15 protein-coding genes and 1 pseudogene are annotated in these 18,468 nt (G+C 66.0%); 9 read left to right on the forward strand and 7 right to left on the reverse strand.

What is annotated here, in order from left to right; translation table 11 throughout:
• Nucleotides 1–45 precede the first annotated feature (45 nt).
• Both HDG33_RS33485 and HDG33_RS33490 read left to right on the forward strand, forming a co-directional pair.
• Nucleotides 46–1,593 carry an MFS transporter gene (locus tag HDG33_RS33485; protein WP_184039696.1) on the forward strand — a complete coding sequence of 516 codons (1,548 nt, stop codon included), beginning with the start codon at nucleotides 46–48 and terminating at the stop codon, nucleotides 1,591–1,593.
• A 485-nt stretch (nucleotides 1,594–2,078) separates the two neighbouring features.
• Nucleotides 2,079–2,348 carry a YodC family protein gene (locus tag HDG33_RS33490; RefSeq protein ID WP_184039698.1) on the forward strand — a complete coding sequence of 90 codons (270 nt, stop codon included), beginning with the start codon at nucleotides 2,079–2,081 and terminating at the stop codon, nucleotides 2,346–2,348.
• A 103-nt stretch (nucleotides 2,349–2,451) separates the two neighbouring features.
• Here the strand turns inward: HDG33_RS33490 and HDG33_RS33495 are convergent, their stop codons facing one another.
• Nucleotides 2,452–2,763 (reverse strand): superinfection immunity protein, encoded by a 312-nt coding sequence (locus tag HDG33_RS33495; protein ID WP_184039700.1) that lies wholly within the window; start codon nucleotides 2,761–2,763, stop codon nucleotides 2,452–2,454.
• A 168-nt stretch (nucleotides 2,764–2,931) separates the two neighbouring features.
• Between HDG33_RS33495 and HDG33_RS33500 the strand changes: the two genes are divergently transcribed.
• Nucleotides 2,932–4,392 carry a M20 family metallopeptidase gene (locus HDG33_RS33500; protein WP_184039790.1) on the forward strand — a complete coding sequence of 487 codons (1,461 nt, stop codon included), beginning with the start codon at nucleotides 2,932–2,934 and terminating at the stop codon, nucleotides 4,390–4,392.
• A gap of 123 nt (nucleotides 4,393–4,515) precedes the next feature.
• On the forward strand, nucleotides 4,516–5,619 hold the full coding sequence (locus HDG33_RS33505) for a malate/lactate/ureidoglycolate dehydrogenase (RefSeq protein ID WP_184039703.1): 1,104 nt from the start codon (nucleotides 4,516–4,518) through the stop codon (nucleotides 5,617–5,619).
• Between the two features lie 18 nt (nucleotides 5,620–5,637).
• Here HDG33_RS33505 and pdeR read toward each other — a convergent pair whose 3' ends face one another.
• Together pdeR and HDG33_RS33515 are read right to left on the reverse strand one after the other, a co-directional pair.
• Entirely contained in the window at nucleotides 5,638–7,644 is a 2,007-nt protein-coding gene (gene pdeR, locus HDG33_RS33510; RefSeq protein WP_184039706.1) for a cyclic di-GMP phosphodiesterase, read from the reverse strand.
• Between the two features lie 204 nt (nucleotides 7,645–7,848).
• The gene (locus tag HDG33_RS33515) at nucleotides 7,849–12,528 is read right to left on the reverse strand and encodes a DEAD/DEAH box helicase (protein WP_184039709.1); all 4,680 of its coding nucleotides are present in this window, start codon (nucleotides 12,526–12,528) and stop codon (nucleotides 7,849–7,851) included.
• A gap of 261 nt (nucleotides 12,529–12,789) precedes the next feature.
• Here HDG33_RS33515 and HDG33_RS33520 point away from each other — a divergent pair, with 261 nt between their 5' ends.
• The gene (locus tag HDG33_RS33520; protein ID WP_018425310.1) at nucleotides 12,790–13,845 is read left to right on the forward strand and encodes an aldo/keto reductase; all 1,056 of its coding nucleotides are present in this window, start codon (nucleotides 12,790–12,792) and stop codon (nucleotides 13,843–13,845) included.
• Nucleotides 13,846–14,015: 170 nt separating this feature from the next.
• Here the strand turns inward: HDG33_RS33520 and HDG33_RS33525 are convergent, their stop codons facing one another.
• Both HDG33_RS33525 and HDG33_RS33530 read right to left on the reverse strand, forming a co-directional pair.
• On the reverse strand, nucleotides 14,016–14,213 hold the full coding sequence (locus HDG33_RS33525; protein ID WP_184039793.1) for a hypothetical protein: 198 nt from the start codon (nucleotides 14,211–14,213) through the stop codon (nucleotides 14,016–14,018).
• Between the two features lie 69 nt (nucleotides 14,214–14,282).
• On the reverse strand, nucleotides 14,283–14,624 hold the full coding sequence (locus tag HDG33_RS33530) for a carboxymuconolactone decarboxylase family protein (RefSeq protein ID WP_184009880.1): 342 nt from the start codon (nucleotides 14,622–14,624) through the stop codon (nucleotides 14,283–14,285).
• 117 nt (nucleotides 14,625–14,741) lie between these two features.
• On the opposite strand from HDG33_RS33530, the gene HDG33_RS33535 reads away from it, so the two are divergent.
• Entirely contained in the window at nucleotides 14,742–15,722 is a 981-nt protein-coding gene (locus HDG33_RS33535) for an AraC family transcriptional regulator (RefSeq protein WP_184039712.1), read from the forward strand.
• A 25-nt stretch (nucleotides 15,723–15,747) separates the two neighbouring features.
• On the opposite strand, the gene HDG33_RS33540 is transcribed toward HDG33_RS33535, so the two are convergent.
• Together HDG33_RS33540 and HDG33_RS33545 are read right to left on the reverse strand one after the other, a co-directional pair.
• Nucleotides 15,748–16,320 (reverse strand): aromatic acid exporter family protein, encoded by a 573-nt coding sequence (locus HDG33_RS33540; protein WP_184039715.1) that lies wholly within the window; start codon nucleotides 16,318–16,320, stop codon nucleotides 15,748–15,750.
• Nucleotides 16,321–16,391: 71 nt separating this feature from the next.
• Nucleotides 16,392–16,649, reverse strand: a pseudogene (locus HDG33_RS33545) (PLP-dependent aminotransferase family protein); the annotation flags it as partial.
• A 59-nt stretch (nucleotides 16,650–16,708) separates the two neighbouring features.
• On the opposite strand from HDG33_RS33545, the gene HDG33_RS33550 reads away from it, so the two are divergent.
• From HDG33_RS33550 to HDG33_RS33560, 3 genes are read left to right on the forward strand one after another with little or no spacing between them, the layout of a single operon-like run.
• Nucleotides 16,709–17,320, forward strand: a complete 612-nt coding sequence (locus tag HDG33_RS33550; RefSeq protein WP_184039718.1) for a YadA-like family protein — start codon at nucleotides 16,709–16,711, stop codon at nucleotides 17,318–17,320.
• Nucleotides 17,310–17,636 carry a hypothetical protein gene (locus HDG33_RS33555; protein WP_184039721.1) on the forward strand — a complete coding sequence of 109 codons (327 nt, stop codon included), beginning with the start codon at nucleotides 17,310–17,312 and terminating at the stop codon, nucleotides 17,634–17,636. Before HDG33_RS33550 ends, HDG33_RS33555 begins: the two co-directional genes overlap by 11 nt.
• Nucleotides 17,596–18,381, forward strand: coding sequence for a response regulator transcription factor (locus tag HDG33_RS33560; RefSeq protein WP_184039725.1), 786 nt, complete (start codon nucleotides 17,596–17,598; stop codon nucleotides 18,379–18,381). Before HDG33_RS33555 ends, HDG33_RS33560 begins: the two co-directional genes overlap by 41 nt.
• Nucleotides 18,382–18,468: the final 87 nt, after the last annotated feature.

Below are 18,468 nucleotides of genomic sequence, written 5' to 3' on the forward strand. Positions count from 1 at the left end.
AGGAGTGGCGCAAAAATTTTTTAACCAATTTTTGAACGATCGGTCATGAAACCTGAGGCAATCAAGTCCGCTCCGGCGGCATTCGGTGGATCCGTCAGCTGCGCGGCGAGCGCAGCCGTGACCGGTCCCGGCCCGGCGATGGCCGGCATGGCTGTCGCCGCCAAAGCGTCGGCGCCCGGCTTTCAGCGCCAGGCGCTCGCGCTCGCCGTGCTGTTCGTCGGCGCCTTTCTCGCCCCGCTCGATTACTTCATCGTCAATCTGGCGCTGCCGTCGATTCACACGGGCCTCAACGCGAGCGACGCGCAACTGCAACTCGTCGTGTCGGCTTATGCGTCCGCCTACGCGGTGCTGCTGATCACGGGGGGCCGCCTTGGCGATCTGTTCGGCCGCCGTCGCATGTTCATGACGGGCATGGCGGCTTTCGTGATCGCGTCGGCGTTGTGCGGCTTCGCGACGAGCGGCCACATGCTCGTGATCTCGCGCATCGTGCAAGGCATCGCGGCCGCGGTGATGGCGCCGCAAGTGCTCGCGACGATTCGTGCGGTCGTGCCGTTGCATCAGCAGACGCGCGTGATGAGTCTGTATGGCTTCGTGTTCGGCTTGTCGTCGATCGTCGGGCAACTCGGCGGCGGCGCGCTGATCACGTATCACCCGTTCGGGCTCGACTGGCGCGTGATCTTCCTGATCAACATCCCGATCGGCATCGCGGCGTTCATCGGCACATGGAAGTTCGTGCCGGAGAACCAGCCGGCCACGCATACCGGCGTCGATCTGAAGGGCGTCGCGCTGCTGTCGGCGGTGCTGCTGCTCGTCATCTATCCGATGACGCATGGCCGTGAAGCCGGCTGGCCCGCGTGGACCTTCGCCATGTTCGCACTCGCGGTGCCGGTGTTCGCGCTGTTCGTCGCGACCGAGCGGCGCGTCGAGCGCGCTGGCGGGCATCCGCTCGTCGATCTGCAACTGTTCCGCAATCGCGCGTTTGCGCTCGGTCTCGTGCTCGCGTTCCTGTTCTATTGCAATAGCGCGTTCTTCCTGACCTACGGCATCTATCTGCAAACCGGCCTGCACTGGACGCCGCTCGCGTCGGGCATCGCGATCATGCCGTTCGCGCTCGGCTTCGTGATCGGGCCGTTGACGTCGCCGGCCGTGGTCAAGCGCATCGGCGCCCATGTACTGACGCTCGGTTTCTCGATGATGACGCTGGGCTTCACGGTGACCGGCTGGTCCGCGACCCAATCCGCGACGCCCGATCTGCTGTTCTTCTGCGGGCTAGTGTGTGCGGGCGTCGGACATGGTCTGCTGTTGCCGTCGATCATGCGCATCGTGCTGCAGGAGGTGGTGCCCGAGAAGGCCGGGCTTGCATCGGGTGTGGTCTCGTCGACGTTGCAGATCGGCTCCGCGTTCGGCACCGCGGCGATCAGCGGCGCGTTCTTCGGGGCGCTCGGCGGCAGTTCGGCAGCCGCCTCTTATGCGCACGCGTTCCAGCTGAGCCTCGCTATCAATGCCGTGCTGATGTTCGTGTGTATCGGCCTTAGCGTGCTGCTGGTGCGTCATCAGAAAGGCGTGCGGCGCTCAGTCGCCCCCGCAGTTTGAAATTAATCCGCTGGTAATCGTTTTCATTTGTTGGCTCGCTGAAAAATCCTTCAATTTGAACGAAGCGGTATAACGAACTGCATGGTATTTACCGGCGATCTGCTCGTTCACAGGTAATTCTGATTTAGATCAAACTGGCTCATCCGATTAACGGCTCGACGACATCGCCTTAGCTTTTCTAATCAGACGAAACCGGCCTCGCATTTTCTACCGGCCTGCAAACGGCCTGCAGTAAGTGTTGCGTCTGTGCGGTAGCGCACATAGGGTTAGCCGCAAGGTGTCGCGATGATTGTTTTCGGTAATGCCGGGAACTTTAGCCAGCGAGCATGGACTGCGAGCCTAGTGAAAACGGTATCAATAAAAAAGCGCTTGCCGCGTTTAAATTCGATTGTTAATCTGTCTTAACTTTAGAGTTTACGTTCAACAGGTCGGAGTCGATAAAGCCGGGCTCAACTTAATAAACGCTCAAGATAGGGGGACCCAATATGCTGACCGCTACCATTGACGCATTCCAGACAACATCCGCCGCCTTCAATGTGGGCGACGTCGTAAAGTTAAAAGAAGGAGGCCCGCGCATGACCGTGACGTACGCAGGTCCGGTCGCGCTGAATCCCGGCGACTGGGTGATCTGCGAGTGGTTCGACGAACACGGCGAACTGCGTCACGAAAGCTTTGCGGCGCAAGCCGTGCGGGCGGAGCCGCGCTCCATTCCGGCGGGCTCGGTACAGTGGAGTCGCATCGGGCGCGCGGCCTGAGTGACGCCCCGAGTGACGCCCCTGAGTGACGCCCGTGCACGTCAATCAATCGGTTTCCTGTTGTTCGTTTGTTGCTCGTCTTGCTCGAGCCGCCCGAATCGTTTCAGCGCTTGGGCCGCTCGCGCGCGGCTTCGCGTCGCCGCACGCGCAGCGTCAGCGCCGATGAAAACGCACGCAAGGTCGACACCTTGCGTGTCTCCACGACGTCCCGCGCGAGGCTCTCCGCCGGATTCGGCTGTAGCGCCCAATACAGCGCGAGCACCCAGCCGAGCACGGTCCAGCCGAGGCAGGCATTGAAGAGCGCGAGCGTCAGCACGTCGCGGCGCTTGCGCCGGTCCGCGATGATCGCCGGCAGAAAATACAGCGCCAGCGCGAACGCCGCGCCGATGGCCTGAACGGCCACGTTGCCACCCATACAAGCTCCTGATGCGCGATGCATATAGCGATTGTCGCGCGAATGGCGGCCGCGCGCCTCGCACCTGCGCGTTCCAGTCTCCACCCCAATCACCGCAAGGGGTTCAGCCCGACACGCATCGGGACTATCATGATCGTTTCGACCGAACAGTACTTCACGGACCCGATCATGATCACCGACGACACGACCCAGCAGGCTCAACTCAACCCGGACACGCTACGAGAATTCGTCGAGCGCAAGTGGAACGACGAGATCGTGCCCGCGCTGACGGACTACATCGCGGTGCCGGCCAAGAGTCCGGCGTTCGATCCCGACTGGGCGAAACACGGTTATCTGGAGCGCGTGATCACCGACGCCGCGCAATGGGCCGAGCAGCAACCGGTGCGCGGCCTGAAGCTCGAGGTGATCCGGCTGCCGGGCCGCACGCCGGTGATCTTCTTCGAGACGGCCGCGACGCGCTCGGGCAGCGACGAAACCATCGTGCTCTATGGCCACCTCGACAAGCAGCCCGAGTTCGATGGCTGGCGCAACGACCTCGGTCCGTGGACGCCGAAGTTCGAAGACGGCAAGCTCTACGGCCGCGGCGGCGCGGACGACGGCTACGCGATCTATGCGAGCCTGACGGCGCTCGCCGCGCTCGATGCACAGGGTGTCGAGCGTCCGCGCTGCGTCGGGCTGATCGAAACCTGCGAGGAGTCGGGCAGCTACGATCTGCTGCCCTACGTCGACGCGCTGCGCGAGCGGCTCGGCAATGTCGGGCTCGTCGTGTGTCTCGACTCGGGCGCGGGCAATTACGATCAGCTGTGGCTGACTACGTCGCTGCGCGGACTCGTCGGCGGCGATCTCGAAGTGCAGGTGCTCGACGAAGGGATTCACTCGGGCGTCTACGGCGGCATCGTACCGTCGAGCTTCCGCATCATGCGGCAGCTGTTCGACCGTCTCGAAGACTCCGCGAACGGCACGCTGCTGCCGAAGGGCTTCCACTGCACGGTGCCGGCCGATCGTCTGCGCGAAGCGGAGGCCGCCGCAAAGATTCTCGGCGATGACGTCTGGAAGAAGATGCCGTGGGCGTGCGGCCAGGACGGCCGTCAGGTGCTGCCCACCACGACCGATCCGCGCGAGGCGCTGCTCAATTCGACGTGGCGTCCGTCGCTGTCGGTGACGGGCGCGGCTGGCTTGCCCGCGCTCGCCGACGCCGGCAACGTGCTGCGTCCGCGCACGGCGTTCAAGCTGTCGCTGCGACTGCCGCCGACCATCGAAGCGGAGAAGGCGGTCGCCGAACTGAAGGCGCTGCTCGAATTCGATCCGCCGTACAACGCGAAGGTCACGTTCAAGCCGGATGCGGGCGCGGCGAGCGGCTGGAACGCACCGGAGGTCGCGCCGTGGCTCGCCACCGCGCTCAACGATGCGTCGCGTCAGCACTTCGGCGCCGACGCGGCCTACATGGGTCTCGGCGGCACGATCCCGTTGATGAACGTGCTGAAGGCGGGCTTCCCGAAGTCGCAGTTCATGGTGTGCGGCGTGCTCGGGCCGAAGTCGAACGCACATGGGCCGAACGAGTTCCTGCACGTGCCGTACGGCAAGAAGCTGACGGCCGCGGTTGCCGAAGTGATTGCCGCGGCGCCGTGAGTTCTGGTTTCGTTTGAGTGGGGCTCGGGCGTGACCCGGGCCCGCTGTTTATCGATGCTGCTTTGATGCAGCTGTTTTTCCCGCCGTTTCATTCCTTCCGTTCGAATCTCACCGACACGCTGAATGACCGACTCCCAGACTGCCCAAACCACCACGCTCCGGATTCCGGCCGATCAACTGCATGCCTACGTCAGGGCGATCTGGGAGCGAGCGGGCAGTACGCCGCGCGAAGCGGAGCTGGTGGCCGATCATCTGGTGGCCGCGAATCTGACCGGGCACGACTCGCACGGCGTCGGCATGATCCCGCGCTATGTCGAATCGCTCGCCGACCAGCAACTGCAACTGAATCGACACGCCGATGTCGTGAAGGACGCGGGCGCGGTACTGACCGTCGAAGGCGGCAAGGGCTTCGGTCAGGTGATCGCGTTCGAGGCGATGGAGCGGGGCATCGAGCGCGCGCGGCGGCTTGGCGTCTGCGCGGTGGGCTTGCGCGGCGCGCATCATATCGGCCGCATCGGGCATTGGGCCGAGCAGTGCGCGCGCGCCGGGCTGGTGTCGTTTCACTTCGTCAACGTGGCGGGCGATCCGCTCGTCGCGCCATTCGGCGGCGCGGACCGGCGCATCGGCACGAATCCGTTCTGCGCCGCTTATCCGCGGCCCGGCAAGCCACCGCTGGTGCTCGACTTCGCGACCAGCACGATCGCGTTCGGCAAGACGCGCGTCGCTTATAACCAGGGCAAGCACACGCCACCCGGCGCGCTGATCGATCACGAAGGCATGCCGACGCTCGAACCGAAAGTCATGCACGAAGCGCCGTTCGGCGCGCTGACGCCGTTCGGCGGCTACAAGGGTTTCGGGCTCGCGGCGATCTGCGAGATTTTCGGCGGCGCGCTGTCGGGCGGCTTCACGACGCATGCGGACACGCTCGGTACCACGCACGCGATCATCAACTGCATGCTATCGGTGATCATCGATCCGACCGCATTCGACGCGCCCGATGCGCAAGCCGAAGCCGATGCGTTCCTCGCGTGGGTGAAGGCGTCGCCGCTCGCGGCGGGCGCGGAGCGCATCTACGAACCCGGCGAGCCCGAGCGCGTGACGCGCGCGCAGCGCGAGGCCGCCGGCATTCCGATCGACGCGGCTACGTTGACGCAAATCCACTGCGCGGCGCGCGCCGTCGGGATGGATGAAGACGAAGTGGGTGGTTGGTCCGCGCGCCTCGGCTGAAGCGCGCGACAGCAGGGCTCAGGCGATCAGCCTGAGCTTGCTGCGCCTATCGAGCAGCCAGCGCTCGAACTCGGTGGCGGGCATCGGCTTCGCGTACAGGAAGCCCTGCACGTAATCGACGCCGAGCCCCTTCATGAAGGCTTCTTCCGCCTCGGTTTCGATCCCTTCGGCGACCACCTGGAAATCGAGCTCCTGCGCGACGGCGACCATCGAGCGCACCAGCGCCTGTGCCTTCATATCCGCGTGGATCGAGCCCGTGAAGCTGCGGTCGAGCTTGATCACGTCGAGCGGAATACGGCCGAGTTGCGACAGCGACGAGTAGCCGGTGCCGAAGTCGTCGAGATGCACCTGCGCGCCGAGTTGGCGGAACTGCTTGATCAGCTCGATCGCGGCCGCTTCGTTTTCGATCAGGCAGCTCTCGGTCAGTTCGAGGTCGACGAGGCATGGATCGAGACTCGCGTGCTGCAATGCCTCGGTGAAATGGCGGACCACTGCGGTATCCGTGAGTTGTCGCGCCGACACGTTGATCGCGACGCGCAGGTCATAGCCGGCCGCTTTCCAGCGGGCCGCCTGTTTCGCTGCGGTTTCCATCACCCAGCGGCCGAGCACGCCGATCAGTCCGGATTCCTCGGCATAACGGATGAATTCCGCCGGCATGATCTGGCCGCGCTCCGGCGAATTCCAGCGCACCAGCGCTTCGGCGCCTTGCACGGCGCCCGTCGCGAGGTTCAGCTTCGGCTGATAGTGCAGCGCCAACTGGCCTTCCTCGAGTCCGCGGCGCAGATTCGTGTCGAGCCACATGAACTCCGCGACGCGGCGATTCATGTCCGGCGAGAACACGCGATGCGTGCGCTTGCCTTCGTCCTTCGCGACGTACATCGCCGTGTCGGCCGAACGGATCAGCGATTCGAGGGTTTCGCCATGCTCGGGCGAACGCGCGATGCCGATCGAGCAGCCGGTATAGACCTCGACGAGCCCGACAGCGAACGGCACGCGCATACGATCGAGAATGCGCTGCGCGGTGTTTTCCAGGTCGTGCGCGGAGCCCTTCGCCGCGAGCACGATGAATTCGTCGCCGCCCAGACGCGCGAGCGAGTCGCCCGGATTCAGGCAGTCGCGGATCGCGTCCGACACGTCGCAGATCAGGCGGTCGCCGAACACGTGGCCGTAGTGATCGTTGACCTTCTTGAAGTTGTCGAGATCGAGAAACAGGACGCCGACGGTTTCGCCCGGCGCCGCCAGTTCGATCGCGATCTGGATGCGCTCCTGGATCGCGTTGCGATTGGCGAGGCCAGTGAGCGGGTCGGTGGTGGCCTGCTCGATCAGGCGGTCCTGCGCGAGCCGTTGCTCGGTGATGTCGGTGCCCGAGCAGATCAGGAACTGCTCTTCGATGCCGCTGCCGCTGCGCACGAATTTGTTGCGAAACAGGAACAGCCGTTCGCCGTGCACCGTGTTGATGCGCCGTTCGATCTCGTACGGTTCGCCACGATTGAAAAAGTTCGCGCTGACCTCGTTCGAGACCCCGCCGTCGTCGGACGACATGAACAACGTCCAGACGCTACGGCCGATGATGTCCTCTTCCCTGAGTCCGGTCAGCTCCTCGGCGAGCCGGTTGAAGCGCTGTATCCGGCCGTTCCGGTCGACGATCACGACGACCGAATTGACCTCCGAGACGACCTGTTCAGCGAACGACAGACCGTGCAGCAGCGCTCGCGCGACGGATTCGGTGTCGCCATCGGCCGACGCGGTGCCGCCCCAGCGATGACAATCGAGTTTCTTGCCGACCAGATGCAGCCGCAGCGGCGCGGCGTCCAACTGAACGTCGACGACGACGTGGGAGGTCACGCCGCTCAGCGCGCGGACTTGGGAAGCTTGAGAGGAGGTGAGGGAAATGGCGACGCCGACAGCCGCGTGGCCGTGCGCAGGCACGAGTTCCAGCGTGTCGCTGGCGGCCGCCAGGCGCCAGCAAGGGCTGCTCGTGCCGAACCGCGCGTGAAGCACCTGGTCGTGTAGCTGGTCGCTCATGAAATCCCCGGAGTGTGCCGGCGGTCCTATCAAGGCGGGCGGCGGCAGACAGTCTTCCTCATACTAAAGTGAAACTGCCTCATTGTATCTAAGCGTGACAATTCGAGCGAAGAATCATTAACGTTTTGCTAACCATGAGTATGGGCCGGCGCGGCCGCGCGCGGCGCGATTATTACCCGCCAGAACGACGCCACGATGACGTCGCTAGAGGCGGCGCGCCAGCAGCGCGCGGGCGCGTTCGCGTTCGGGCGGGTTGGCGTCGAGCGCCGCGTCGAACCGGAACTTGCCGGCCACCAGCGCGGCCGCCACCACGCCGTCGCGATACAGCACGCGGTTTCCGGTCACGGCCGGCACCTTGTCGCCGACCAGCAGCGTGCCGACGAGATTCAGCGGATCGGTCCCAGCAACGCAGATAAGAGCACCGTCGTTCGGCTGCCGGCGCACCTCGCGCAGCAGCGGAATCGCCTCGGGCAGCGCGAACTGCTCGCCCGCGAGTCCGTTGACGAACCGCCCGCCGCGGATCACGCCGCGCGCCTCGAGCCTCTGCAGAACGCGCAGCAGATCGCGCCACGGCGGAAGCCATTCGGCCTCGCGTTCGAGCACGCGCCAGAACACGACACCGTAGCGGCGCAGCAACGTCATTGCGACGTGTTCGAGCGCCTCGGGCGGCAACTGGCGCCGCCGTTCGGGGGGATTTTCCGGCGCGACGGCGGACGGACGGCTTACGAGCGCCCAGCGCCCCGCGTCGTCCATGCCGCCGATCAGCGCGCTCGCTCGCGCGCGCCGGCTGCTGGAAAACGCGTTGCGTTTGGCGACTGGCTTCAGCAACGCGCGCAAGCCCGCGAAGCTGTCGGAGTTCGCGAGGCCGGCCGCGACCAGCTCGCCGAGCGCGTTTTCGAGCTCCATGCGCAGCACGCGCACCTCGGCGAGCAGTTCGTCGAAGAACATCGCGCCGTGTTGCGCGAGGGTGTCGTGCACGCTTTGCGCGAGCGCCGACAACTCGACCTGGCGCGCCGGATCGAGCAGCGCGCGCCACGCACGCAGCTGGACGCGCGGCAGCAGCACGATCGGCGTGCCGCGGACCGGACCGGCGGCGCCGCGCGCCCGCTCGGTCAAGCGGGTCCAGACGATCTTGCCGGCGCGGCATAGCTCATCGAGCGAACTGCTGGTGTAGGTACGCACGCGCGCGGGCAGGATGTCTTCCTCCCACGCGCCGGCCGCGGCCTGGAAGCCTTCGAGCTGGTCGAGCGCGGCGGTGAGCGCGTCGCGGCCTTCGGCGCGCGACGTCGGCGTCAGATGCTGCCATTCGAACAGGAAGCGCATGAAGTCGTGCCGCTCGACCGGCTCGATCTCACGCCGCAGCCGCCTCACCGTGTAGCGGTGGATGCGTGCGAGCAGGTGTCGTTCGCACCATTCCTCGTCGCTCGTGTGCGGCGTGAAGCGGCCGCGCAACAGATAGCCTTCGGCCTCGAGCCGGATCAGCGCCTGTTCGATCCGGTCGGCCGGCAAACCGAGCGGACGCGCGATCGCCTCGACCGTCAGCGGGCCGAAGCCGGTCAGCCGCGCGCGCAACACGTCGACGAGCGCGTCGTCGGCGCTCCAGCTCTCGGTGTAGCCCTTCGGGGCGCTCAGCGGCGGCGTGTAGCGATTGCGCGCGATGCAGGGGTAGAGCGCTTCGAAACAGGTGAGGCGTTCGGCGGGCAGCCACAGTGCGCTGTCGCTGGCGTTGTCGTTGCCCGAGCTCGCGTTGGCTTGCGCGGCCAGCGGCAAGCGCGTCGCCCGGCCGGCTTTCGCCAACGCCGCAAGCAGCGTCGGCCAATCGTCGTGCGCGAACGCCTCGGCCCCGGTGATGCACGCGAGGCCCGTCAGCGCTTCGTGCATTTCGTCGGCGTTGCGCGCCTGCGGCCACGCCTCGTCGCGCACGCTGTCGATCGCGGCGGCGTCGAGCGCGCCAAGATCGTCGGCGCTTTCAGGGTCCGTCCAGCGGCGGTTCAGCACCGCCTGGGTGCGGCGCTCCTCGATCGGCGCGTCGTCGAGATACGCGTAGGGCTTCGCGGTCAGGATTTCGGCGGAGAGCGGTGACGGCGCCGGCAGATCACGCGCGACGAGCCGCAACTCGCCGCGCTCGATGCGGCGCAGCAGCGCGAGCCAGCGTTCGCTGTCCATCGCGTCGTGCAGACAGTCGTCGATGGTTTGGTCGACTAAGGGGTGGCGCGGCACCTCGCGTTCGCCGACGACGTTCTCCAGACACGCGGCCTGCTCGGGAAACACGCTCGCGAGCAGGTCCTCGCTGCGCATGCGCTGCAGTTGCGGCGCGGTCTTGCGGCCGCCCGTGTAGCGCGGCAGGCCGAGCGCGGTCGTCGCGTTCCAGCGCCAGCGCACGCCGAACAATGGCGCATCGAGCAGTGCCTGGATCAGCAGATGTTCGGCGCTGTTCGAGTGCAGATAGCGCCAGACCTCGTCGAGCACGAACGAGTGGCTGCCGGTCAGCGACAGCACGATCGCGTCTTCGGTGGCGGCGGCCTGCAACTCGAAGTTGAAGCTGCGGCAGAAGCGCTTGCGCAGCGCGAGCCCCCACGCGCGGTTCACGCGGCTGCCGAACGGCGAGTGGATCACGAGCTGGGTGCCGCCCGATTCGTCGAAGAAGCGCTCCATCACCAGCGTGCTCTGCGTCGGCAGTACGCCGAGCGCGGCGCGGGCACGCGCCAGGTATTCGACGATCTGGCGCGCGGCGGACTCGTCGAGCGCGAGCTCGTCGGCGAGCCAGGCGATGGCGCGGTCGAGGCGCGCGGCCGTGGGTTCGGCTTCGCTCGCGGGCAACGTGGCTGCGGCGGTTGCGGACGCCGTTGTGGTCTGCGTCGCGCTCTGCGCCACGGCAGCTTTGGCTTTGCGTCCTCTCTTTGCCGCGGATTTCGCGCGCGTTGCGGCTGCTTCGAATTGCGCCGCGGCGATTGGCACCGACGCAACCGCGTGTGACGCCGGCTCGCCCTGCGTCAGCAAACGCTCGACCTGCTCCCGCAATCTCGTGACCGCGAAAGACAGCTCGTCGCTGCGCCCCGGCGCCTCGCCGAGCCAGAACGGAATGTTCGGCGGTTGCCCTTGTGCGTCCTCGACCCGCACCCGGCCACTCTCGATTCGCAGAATCCGGTACGACGCGTTGCCGAGCTGGAACACATCGCCGGCGAGACTTTCGACCGCGAAGTCCTCGTTGACGGTGCCGATATTGATCGCCTGCGGTTCGAGCACGACGGCGTAATCGGCGTTTTCGGGGATCGTGCCGCCCGACGTTACGGCGACCAGCTTGCCGCCGCGCCGGCCGCGCAGCGTGCCGCTTACCGCATCGCGATGCACGTACGCGGCACGCGGACCGTGGCGGCTCGTGTAGCCCTCGGCGAGCATGCGCAGCACCGCGTCGTATTGCTCGCGCGACAGATCCGCGTACGGCGCTGCGCGCCGCAGCATGTCGAACAGCGCATCCTCGCTCCACTCGGCGCTCGACACTTCCGCGACGATCTGCTGCGCGAGCACGTCGAGCGGCGCGCGCGGGATGCGTAGCGCATCGAGTTCGCCACGCCGCACGCAATCGAGCAGCGCCGCGCATTCGAGCAGGTCGTCGCGCGAGGCGGGAAAGAGCCGCCCCTTCGGCATGCCGCCGACGTGGTGGCCCGAGCGGCCGACGCGTTGCAGGAACGGCGCGATCGCGCGTGGCGAACCCATCTGGCAGACGAGGTCGACGTCGCCGATATCGATGCCGAGTTCGAGCGAAGCGGTCGCGATCAGCACGCGCAGTTCGCCGCGCTTCAGGCGCTGTTCGGCGTCGAAACGATGTTCTTTCGCGAGACTGCCGTGATGCGCGGCGACCGCGTCCTTGCCGAGCCGCTCGGTCAGATGACGCGCGGCGCGCTCGGCCATCCGGCGCGTGTTGACGAAGATCAGCGTCGTGCGGTGCTGCGCGACCAGCTCGGCGAGCCGGTCGTAGACGCGCTCCCACACTTCGTTGGCCATCACCGCTTCGAGCGGCACCGGCGGGATCTCGAGCGCGAGGTCGCGCGCGCGGACGTGGCCGACGTCGATCACCGCGCACTCGGCCGGTACGTCGCTCTCGAGGCTCGCGCCGCCGACCAGAAACCGCGCGACCGCGCTGACCGGCTTTTGCGTCGCCGACAGCCCGATGCGCGGCAGGCGCCGGGCGCAGAGGGCGTCGAGCCGTTCGAGGCTCAGCGCGAGATGACTGCCGCGCTTGCTGCCGGCGAGCGCATGGATCTCATCGACGATCACCGTGCGCACCGTTGCCAGCATGCGGCGGCCAGAATCCGAGCCGAGCAGCACGTACAGCGACTCGGGCGTCGTCACGAGAATGTGCGGCGCACGCTTTTTCAACGCATTGCGTTCCTGCTGCGTGGTGTCGCCGGTGCGCACCGCGGTGCGAATGTCGAGCGGCGGCAGGCCGAGCCTGTCGAGTTCGGCGGCGATGCCTTGCAGCGGCAGTTGCAGATTCACGCGGATGTCGTTCGAAAGCGCCTTCAGCGGCGACACGTAGACGACCAGCGTTTCGTCGGGCAGCGTGCCGCCGTTCGCGAGGCCTTGCGAGACCAGGTCGTTCAGCGCGGACAGGAATGCGGTCAGCGTCTTGCCGGAGCCCGTCGGCGCGGCGACCAGCGTCGAGCGGCCGCTACGGATCTGCGGCCACGCGGCGGTTTGTGCGTCGGTCGGAGCGGCGAAGGTTTGCTGGAACCAGTTGGCGACGGCAGGGTGAAAGCCGTCGAGCGCCTGCTGGGCTGGCGGTAAGGCTGGCGCGGCGGCGCGCGCCGCGCTCGCGGTGGAGCGGGCCTTGCGGGAGCGGGGCGCCGCGTCGAGTGCGGCGGAAGTCTTTGCCGAAGTCATGCTTGTGCAGATGAGGGCGGCGCGGGGGATATCCAGTCGGTGCCGGGCAATGTCGACCGGTTTGGCGGTGGTGGGTCATTCCACGCTGACGGCGCAATAGCCGTCAGTCTCGCAGGTTTTCGCCGCTCGTGCGCGGCGCATCGGGCTTCGCGCCGCTGCTGGAATTCGTAGTCTTTTGCGGCGTGTGTGCCACGCCTACCAACCTCCGCCAATTGCAGTACGCTTGACGACTCTTCCTGCACCCACGATGGAGCGTCGACGATGCGATATAACCAGTTGGGCCGTACCGGTGTGTTTGTTTCAGAGTTGTGTTTGGGCACGATGACCTTCGGCGGTGGCGAAGGCATCTGGCGGCAGATCGGCGATCTGCAGCAGAACGACGCGGAGCGGCTGGTCGGCCGGGCGCTCGACGCGGGCATCAATTTCATCGACACCGCCGACGTTTACGCGGGCGGCCTGTCCGAGCAGATCACCGGCCAGGCGCTGAAGAATCTGCAAGTACCGCGCGACAAGGTCGTGATCGCGACCAAGGTGTTCGGCCAGACCGGCGAGTTCGCAAACGCGCGCGGCGCGTCGCGCTATCACATCCTCGACGGCATCAAGGCGAGCCTGAAGCGTCTGCAACTCGATCACGTCGACCTGTATCAGATCCACGGTTTCGATCCGGCCACGCCGATCGAAGAAACCGTGCGCGCGCTCGATACGCTTGTGCAGCACGGCCACGTGCGCTACGTCGGCGTGTCGAACTGGGCCGCGTGGCAGATCGCGAAGGCGCTCGGCATCGCCGAGCGGCTCGGCACCGCGCGCTTCGAAACGCTGCAGGCGTATTACACACTCGCGGGCAGGGATCTCGAACGCGAACTCGTGCCGATGCTGCAAAGCGAAGGCCTCGGCCTGATGGTGTGGAGTCCGCTCGCGGGCGGTTTGCTGAGCGGCAAATACGGACGCGAGCAGCAGGCCGAAGCGGGCAGCCGTCGCACGAACTTCGATTTTCCGCCGGTCGATCGCGAACGCGCGTATGACTGCATCGACGTGATGCGCGAAATCGCTGCAGCGAAAAACGTCTCGGTCGCGCAGATCGCGCTGGCGTGGCTGCTGCATCAGCGTGTCGTCAGCACGGTCATCGTCGGCGCGAAGAAAATCGAGCAGCTCGACGACAACATCGCGGCGACCAACGTCGCGCTATCCGCCGATGAGCTCGCGAAGCTGGCCGAAGTCAGCGCGCTGCCGGCGGAGTACCCCGGCTGGATGCTGGAGCGGCAGGGCGAGCAACGCCGGCAGCAGCTGGCCGAGGTTCGGCACGTCGTGCAGCGATAACGCGACGGCGTACTCGCGTTCGCCCTGGAAGCCCGAATCTTCATCGATGGGCCGCGCGAGTTTCATGCTCGCGCGCGCGGGCCTGAGGCGGTCGACTGGAAAAAACGCCAACTCGTGAAGACGATTCACCGCTCTCAGGTTCTCCGCGGCCATTTCGTTTCGGCACTCGCTCAGGTCTCGACGTCCGCGAGACTGAAAGTCTCCGTCTTGTCGTTGTACGAGAAGATTTCCGCGTAACGACCCAGCGCATCAAGAACGAAGCAGTTCCCGGTTTGCGCACGACGATTCAGTTCTGAGGAACGGTCACCAGGCTGGTAGGCGTTTGATCGATCGCTGCAACAAGGGCCGCGCGCCGCATCGCCGGACATGACGGGTCGATGCGGCACGTAAGGACGGACGATGACTTGGCGATCGCTGCGTCTAATCATCAGTCTCGCTTACCCCTGCGTATGCGCGGCGACCGCGTCCAGCGTGCGCGCCGAATACACCAGCGTCGCGCCCGCGTTGATCGCCATCGCGACGCCGAGCGCTTCGGCGATTTCCTCGCGGGTCGCGCCGTGCTTCAGCGCCTCGGCCGTGTGGACCGTGATACAGCCGTCACAGCGCAGGCTGACCGCTACCGCGAGCGCAATCAGCTCGCGCGTTTTCGCGCCGAGCAGGTCGGTCTTCTGACCGGCGCTCGACATCGCCTGATACGCCTTCACGCTTTCGGGCGCGAGCTTCGACATTTCGCCGATACGGCCGAACAGTTCCTTGCGGTAATCGATCCAGTTCAACATGGCAGTGCTCCTTGGTCCGTTGCGCGCCGGCGGTTGCCGGCGTCGTGGGACAAAGTATTGCGCCGCGCCGCGATATCCTGAATACTGATTCGACTCAACTTTTAGCGCGCTCGTCTCATGGACACGCTCAGTCGCCTGATCGACCTTGCCCGGCCGCAAGCGAGTCTCGATCTTCGCTGCCTGCTATCAGGCGCATTCGACATCGATCACGCGCCGCTGGAGGCCGGCGTCGCGCCGTTTCATCTGGTGCTCGACGGCAGCTGTGTGATCGAGACCGCCGCCGGCGAGCCGCTCGAATTGCAGGCCGGCGATTTCATGCTGTTTCCGCGTGGCGCCGCGCATCGCATGCGCGACGTAAAGCGCTCGGCGGGTGGCCTGCCGTTGACGCTCGGGCATGACGGCATGCTGCCGGTGCGGCGCAACGATGGCCACGAAACCACTGCCACGGCCGCGCACGCGCCCAACGACACCGCGATTCATGACGGCGTCGATCTGCTGTGCGGCCGCTTCGTCTATGCACCCGGTTCATCGGCATTGCTGCTCAATGTGCTGCCCGATCCGCTGCACGTATCGCTCGGGGACGCGCAAACGCTCGATGCGTTGCAGACGATGATCACTCTGATGCGCGGCGAAGCGGAGCGGCGTCAGCCTGGCGCGCTCGCGATCGTGACGGCCTTGAGCCACGCGCTGTTCGCGATGGCACTGCGCGTGCACGGCGAGCGCAATGCGAACGGCACCGGGATGCTCGCGTTGCTGACGGACGCACGCCTCGGCGCATCGGTGCAGGCCATGCTCGACGCGCCCGAACGCGCATGGACGATCTCTGAACTCGGCGAGCGCGCGGCGATGTCGCGCGCGACCTACGCGCGCCACTTCAACGAGCGCGCGGGCGTGACCGTGATGGATTTTCTGACGCAGATTCGCATGGCGATCGCCAGCGATCTGCTGTTGCGCACACAACGCAGCGCGGCGGACATCGGCGAGGCGGTCGGCTATCAATCGGAGGCGGCGTTCGGCAAGGCGTTCGCGCAAAGCGTCGGTGTGACGCCGGGACGTTACCGGCGCCGCACACCAACGGACAATGCTCTGGATGACTGACTAAAGACGCAACGCGTGAGTGATTCTATCTGGGCGGTCCGCCCTTGCTGAACGCGCGCCTTTCGAGCGACGCCATCAGTCGCGCGACCACGAGCGCGCAGACCGTGCCGAGCGTCACTTCGGCAAGCCGCAGAAAGGCCTTGTCCCACGCCGGGCCGATGCCTGGCGCCAGCAGCATGATCGTCGCGGTGATGCCGCCGAGGCGCGCTGCGCTGCCGACGTTGACGACCCAGCAGATCAGGATCGCGACCGCCACGGTCGCCGCGTACGCGGCAAAATGGCCGCCGCCCGCGAGCGTGCCGATCAGCCCGCAAATACCGCCGACCATCGCACCGATGAACTGGTCGCGCGACAGCTTGCGGGTGTCGATATAACTATGCTGGCTCACCGCGATCGCGGTGATCGCGGCCCAGAACGCCTGCTCGGTGTGCAGCGTGCGACCGATGCCGAACGCGAGGCTCGCGCCCGCCACGGCCTGCACGGCCATGAAACCGCCCTCGATCAAGCGGTCGCCGAGCGGCAGCGTCTTCAGGAAAGCGAACAGCGCATCGGCGGCGTGCGTGCGCGAGGAAGGGCTTGAATCGTCGGACGGAGTCATCGGATGAAGGCGGCTCGGCTGGGCAGGGGGTGCCATATTCTAGCGGGTCCGCTTCACGCTTCCACCGCTAGCTAGATCGTGCCGAACAGCGCGCGCGGCCGGTCGCGCAGCGTGTGCGCGAGAATCTGCAGGCTACGCGTCAACTGCTCGCGCGACTCGGCGCAAGCGAGGTTGATGCGCACGCCGTGCTCGACCGTCGAGCGATCGACCGCGAACGCGGATGCGGGCATCGTGTTGACCCCGCGCGCGAGCGCGTTTGCCGCGAAGTCGTCCGAGCGCCACGCCGGCGGCACGCGCAACCACATGAACATGCATGCAGGGTCGCTCTTCGGCCAGTTGACCTCGCTGTCGACCTCGACCGCGACCAGCTTCAGCAGACAACGACGCGGTGCTGTACGACAACGCGTCCCATGCAAGCGTGACGCTCGGCGGTGTCGGCGCCAGCGTTGCGCTGGGGTCGGGCGCACAGGCGAGCGGCGCGGGTTCGTCGGCGCTCGGCGCGAATGCGGTTGCGGCCGCGCCCAACTCGGTCGCGCTCGGTGCGGGCTCCGCCGCCAGCGACGCGAACTCGGTGTCGATCGGCTCGCTCGGTCACGAACGGACGATCTCGCACGTCGCGCCGGGCGTCAGTCCGACCGACGCGGTCAACATGCAGCGGTTGGACTCGGTTCAGCAGGGGGTGAACGCGGTGGCGCGCCAGGCCTATTCAGGCATCGCCGGCGCGACCTCGTTGACGATGATCCCGGACGTCGACCCCGGCAAGACCCTCTCGGTTGGAATCGGCTCGGGCAACTACAAGGGCTACACGGCCGTTGCAATCGGCTTTTCCGCGCGCGTGACCGCCAACCTGAAGGTCAAGGGCGGCGTCGGTACGAGCGCGACGGGGAAACCGGCTGTATGTCCGCGACGATCCCGATGCATTATCGCCGCCGACGCGCGGCCGGATGCTCGCGCGCCAGATCGAATCACTGATAAGGGGGGGGGTGATCGTGCAATATGACCCCCCCTTCGAAAACACAATCCCCCCTCCCAAAGGGGGGCGATTTGAAAAGCGACTGGCTCTATCGTTCTTCTCGAAATTCACAAGGCATACGGGGCCGGCGCCGCTGGCCGCTCACGCCGACCTGGTGCCGTATGCGATTTTCTATGTTGGCTTTTTCGTCCTGTTTGAACTGGTTGCTCGTGTGAGTGAAATTCCAGATGCGAATGTCTTTCGCCGCATCTGTCGAGCGGGCCGGTCTTCAAGTCGCCAGGGCGAAAGAAAAAAGGCGATAGATGAATATCCTGTTGGTGGAAGACAATCCCGCGCAAGCTGATTCGGTCGAAAGGGAGATCGGGCAATCCGGGCATCGAATAAACAAGGTCGAGCGGGGCAAGGACGCAATCAGTTTTCTTCAGGCCAACGAGGTCGATCTCGTGGTGCTCGACTGGGAATTGCCGGGCATGAGCGGCTTCGAGGTGCTGTACTGGATACGCCGTCACCTGGGCCGCGAACCCGCGGTGTTGTTCGTGACCAGCCGGCTTCTGGAAGTGGACATCGTGCAGGCGCTGGACGCCGGCGCGGATGACTACGTCGTCAAGCCGTTCCGGGCCAAAGAGCTGGGGGCACGGGTAGGCGCGCTGTTGCGTCGCACACGACGCAGCATCAAGGTGGAAAGTGCAATCGCGGTTGGGCCGTATGTCTTCGACGTCACGCAGCGCAGTGTTTTTCTGCACGGCGAATCGATCTTGTTGACGGAAAAGGAATTCGACGTGGCGGCCTATTTCTTCGCGAACCTCGGACGGGTCGTTTCCAAGCGCCTTCTGGCGAAGCTTGCGTGGGGCCGCGAGCTGGATAGTACGTCGCGCACGATCGACACGCATATCTACCGGCTGCGACGCAAGCTGACCCTGCATCCGGACAACGGCGTGCGATTGACGACAGTCTATACGCACGGCTACCGGCTCGACGAGGTCGCTGCTGGCAGCGCGGAAGCGCAAGCGCCGGCGAGCGCCGAGCCGGAAGACGCTGTCGCGGAGAAGGACAGGTCCGAGCAGGGCGCGCAAAGCGATCTCCGCTAGCGATCCGACAGGAGGCCATGAGCGACCTGAAGCGGATTGCGCTGGTCGCGCCTCGTTGTGCGGCTCCTCATTGAGTCGTCATACGGT

The organism is Paraburkholderia sp. Cpub6 (genome assembly GCF_014201065.1).
GTDB classification, from domain to species: domain Bacteria; phylum Pseudomonadota; class Gammaproteobacteria; order Burkholderiales; family Burkholderiaceae; genus Paraburkholderia; species Paraburkholderia tuberum.

Excerpts from the sequence above, each read along its gene's own strand:
- HDG33_RS33540 (WP_184039715.1), bottom strand. The coding sequence starts at position 16,320 with ATGACTCCGTCCGACGATTCAAGCCCTTCCTCGCGCACGCACGCCGCC.
- pdeR (WP_184039706.1), bottom strand. The coding sequence starts at position 7,644 with ATGAGCGACCAGCTACACGACCAGGTGCTTCACGCGCGGTTCGGCACG.
- HDG33_RS33525 (WP_184039793.1), bottom strand. The coding sequence starts at position 14,213 with ATGTCCGGCGATGCGGCGCGCGGCCCTTGTTGCAGCGATCGATCAAAC.
- HDG33_RS33485 (WP_184039696.1), top strand. The coding sequence starts at position 46 with ATGAAACCTGAGGCAATCAAGTCCGCTCCGGCGGCATTCGGTGGATCC.
- HDG33_RS33495 (WP_184039700.1), bottom strand. The coding sequence starts at position 2,763 with ATGGGTGGCAACGTGGCCGTTCAGGCCATCGGCGCGGCGTTCGCGCTG.
- HDG33_RS33530 (WP_184009880.1), bottom strand. The coding sequence starts at position 14,624 with ATGTTGAACTGGATCGATTACCGCAAGGAACTGTTCGGCCGTATCGGC.
- HDG33_RS33505 (WP_184039703.1), top strand. The coding sequence starts at position 4,516 with ATGACCGACTCCCAGACTGCCCAAACCACCACGCTCCGGATTCCGGCC.
- HDG33_RS33520 (WP_018425310.1), top strand. The coding sequence starts at position 12,790 with ATGCGATATAACCAGTTGGGCCGTACCGGTGTGTTTGTTTCAGAGTTG.
- HDG33_RS33490 (WP_184039698.1), top strand. The coding sequence starts at position 2,079 with ATGCTGACCGCTACCATTGACGCATTCCAGACAACATCCGCCGCCTTC.
- HDG33_RS33515 (WP_184039709.1), bottom strand. The coding sequence starts at position 12,528 with ATGACTTCGGCAAAGACTTCCGCCGCACTCGACGCGGCGCCCCGCTCC.
- HDG33_RS33500 (WP_184039790.1), top strand. The coding sequence starts at position 2,932 with ATGATCACCGACGACACGACCCAGCAGGCTCAACTCAACCCGGACACG.
- HDG33_RS33560 (WP_184039725.1), top strand. The coding sequence starts at position 17,596 with ATGAATATCCTGTTGGTGGAAGACAATCCCGCGCAAGCTGATTCGGTC.
- HDG33_RS33535 (WP_184039712.1), top strand. The coding sequence starts at position 14,742 with ATGGACACGCTCAGTCGCCTGATCGACCTTGCCCGGCCGCAAGCGAGT.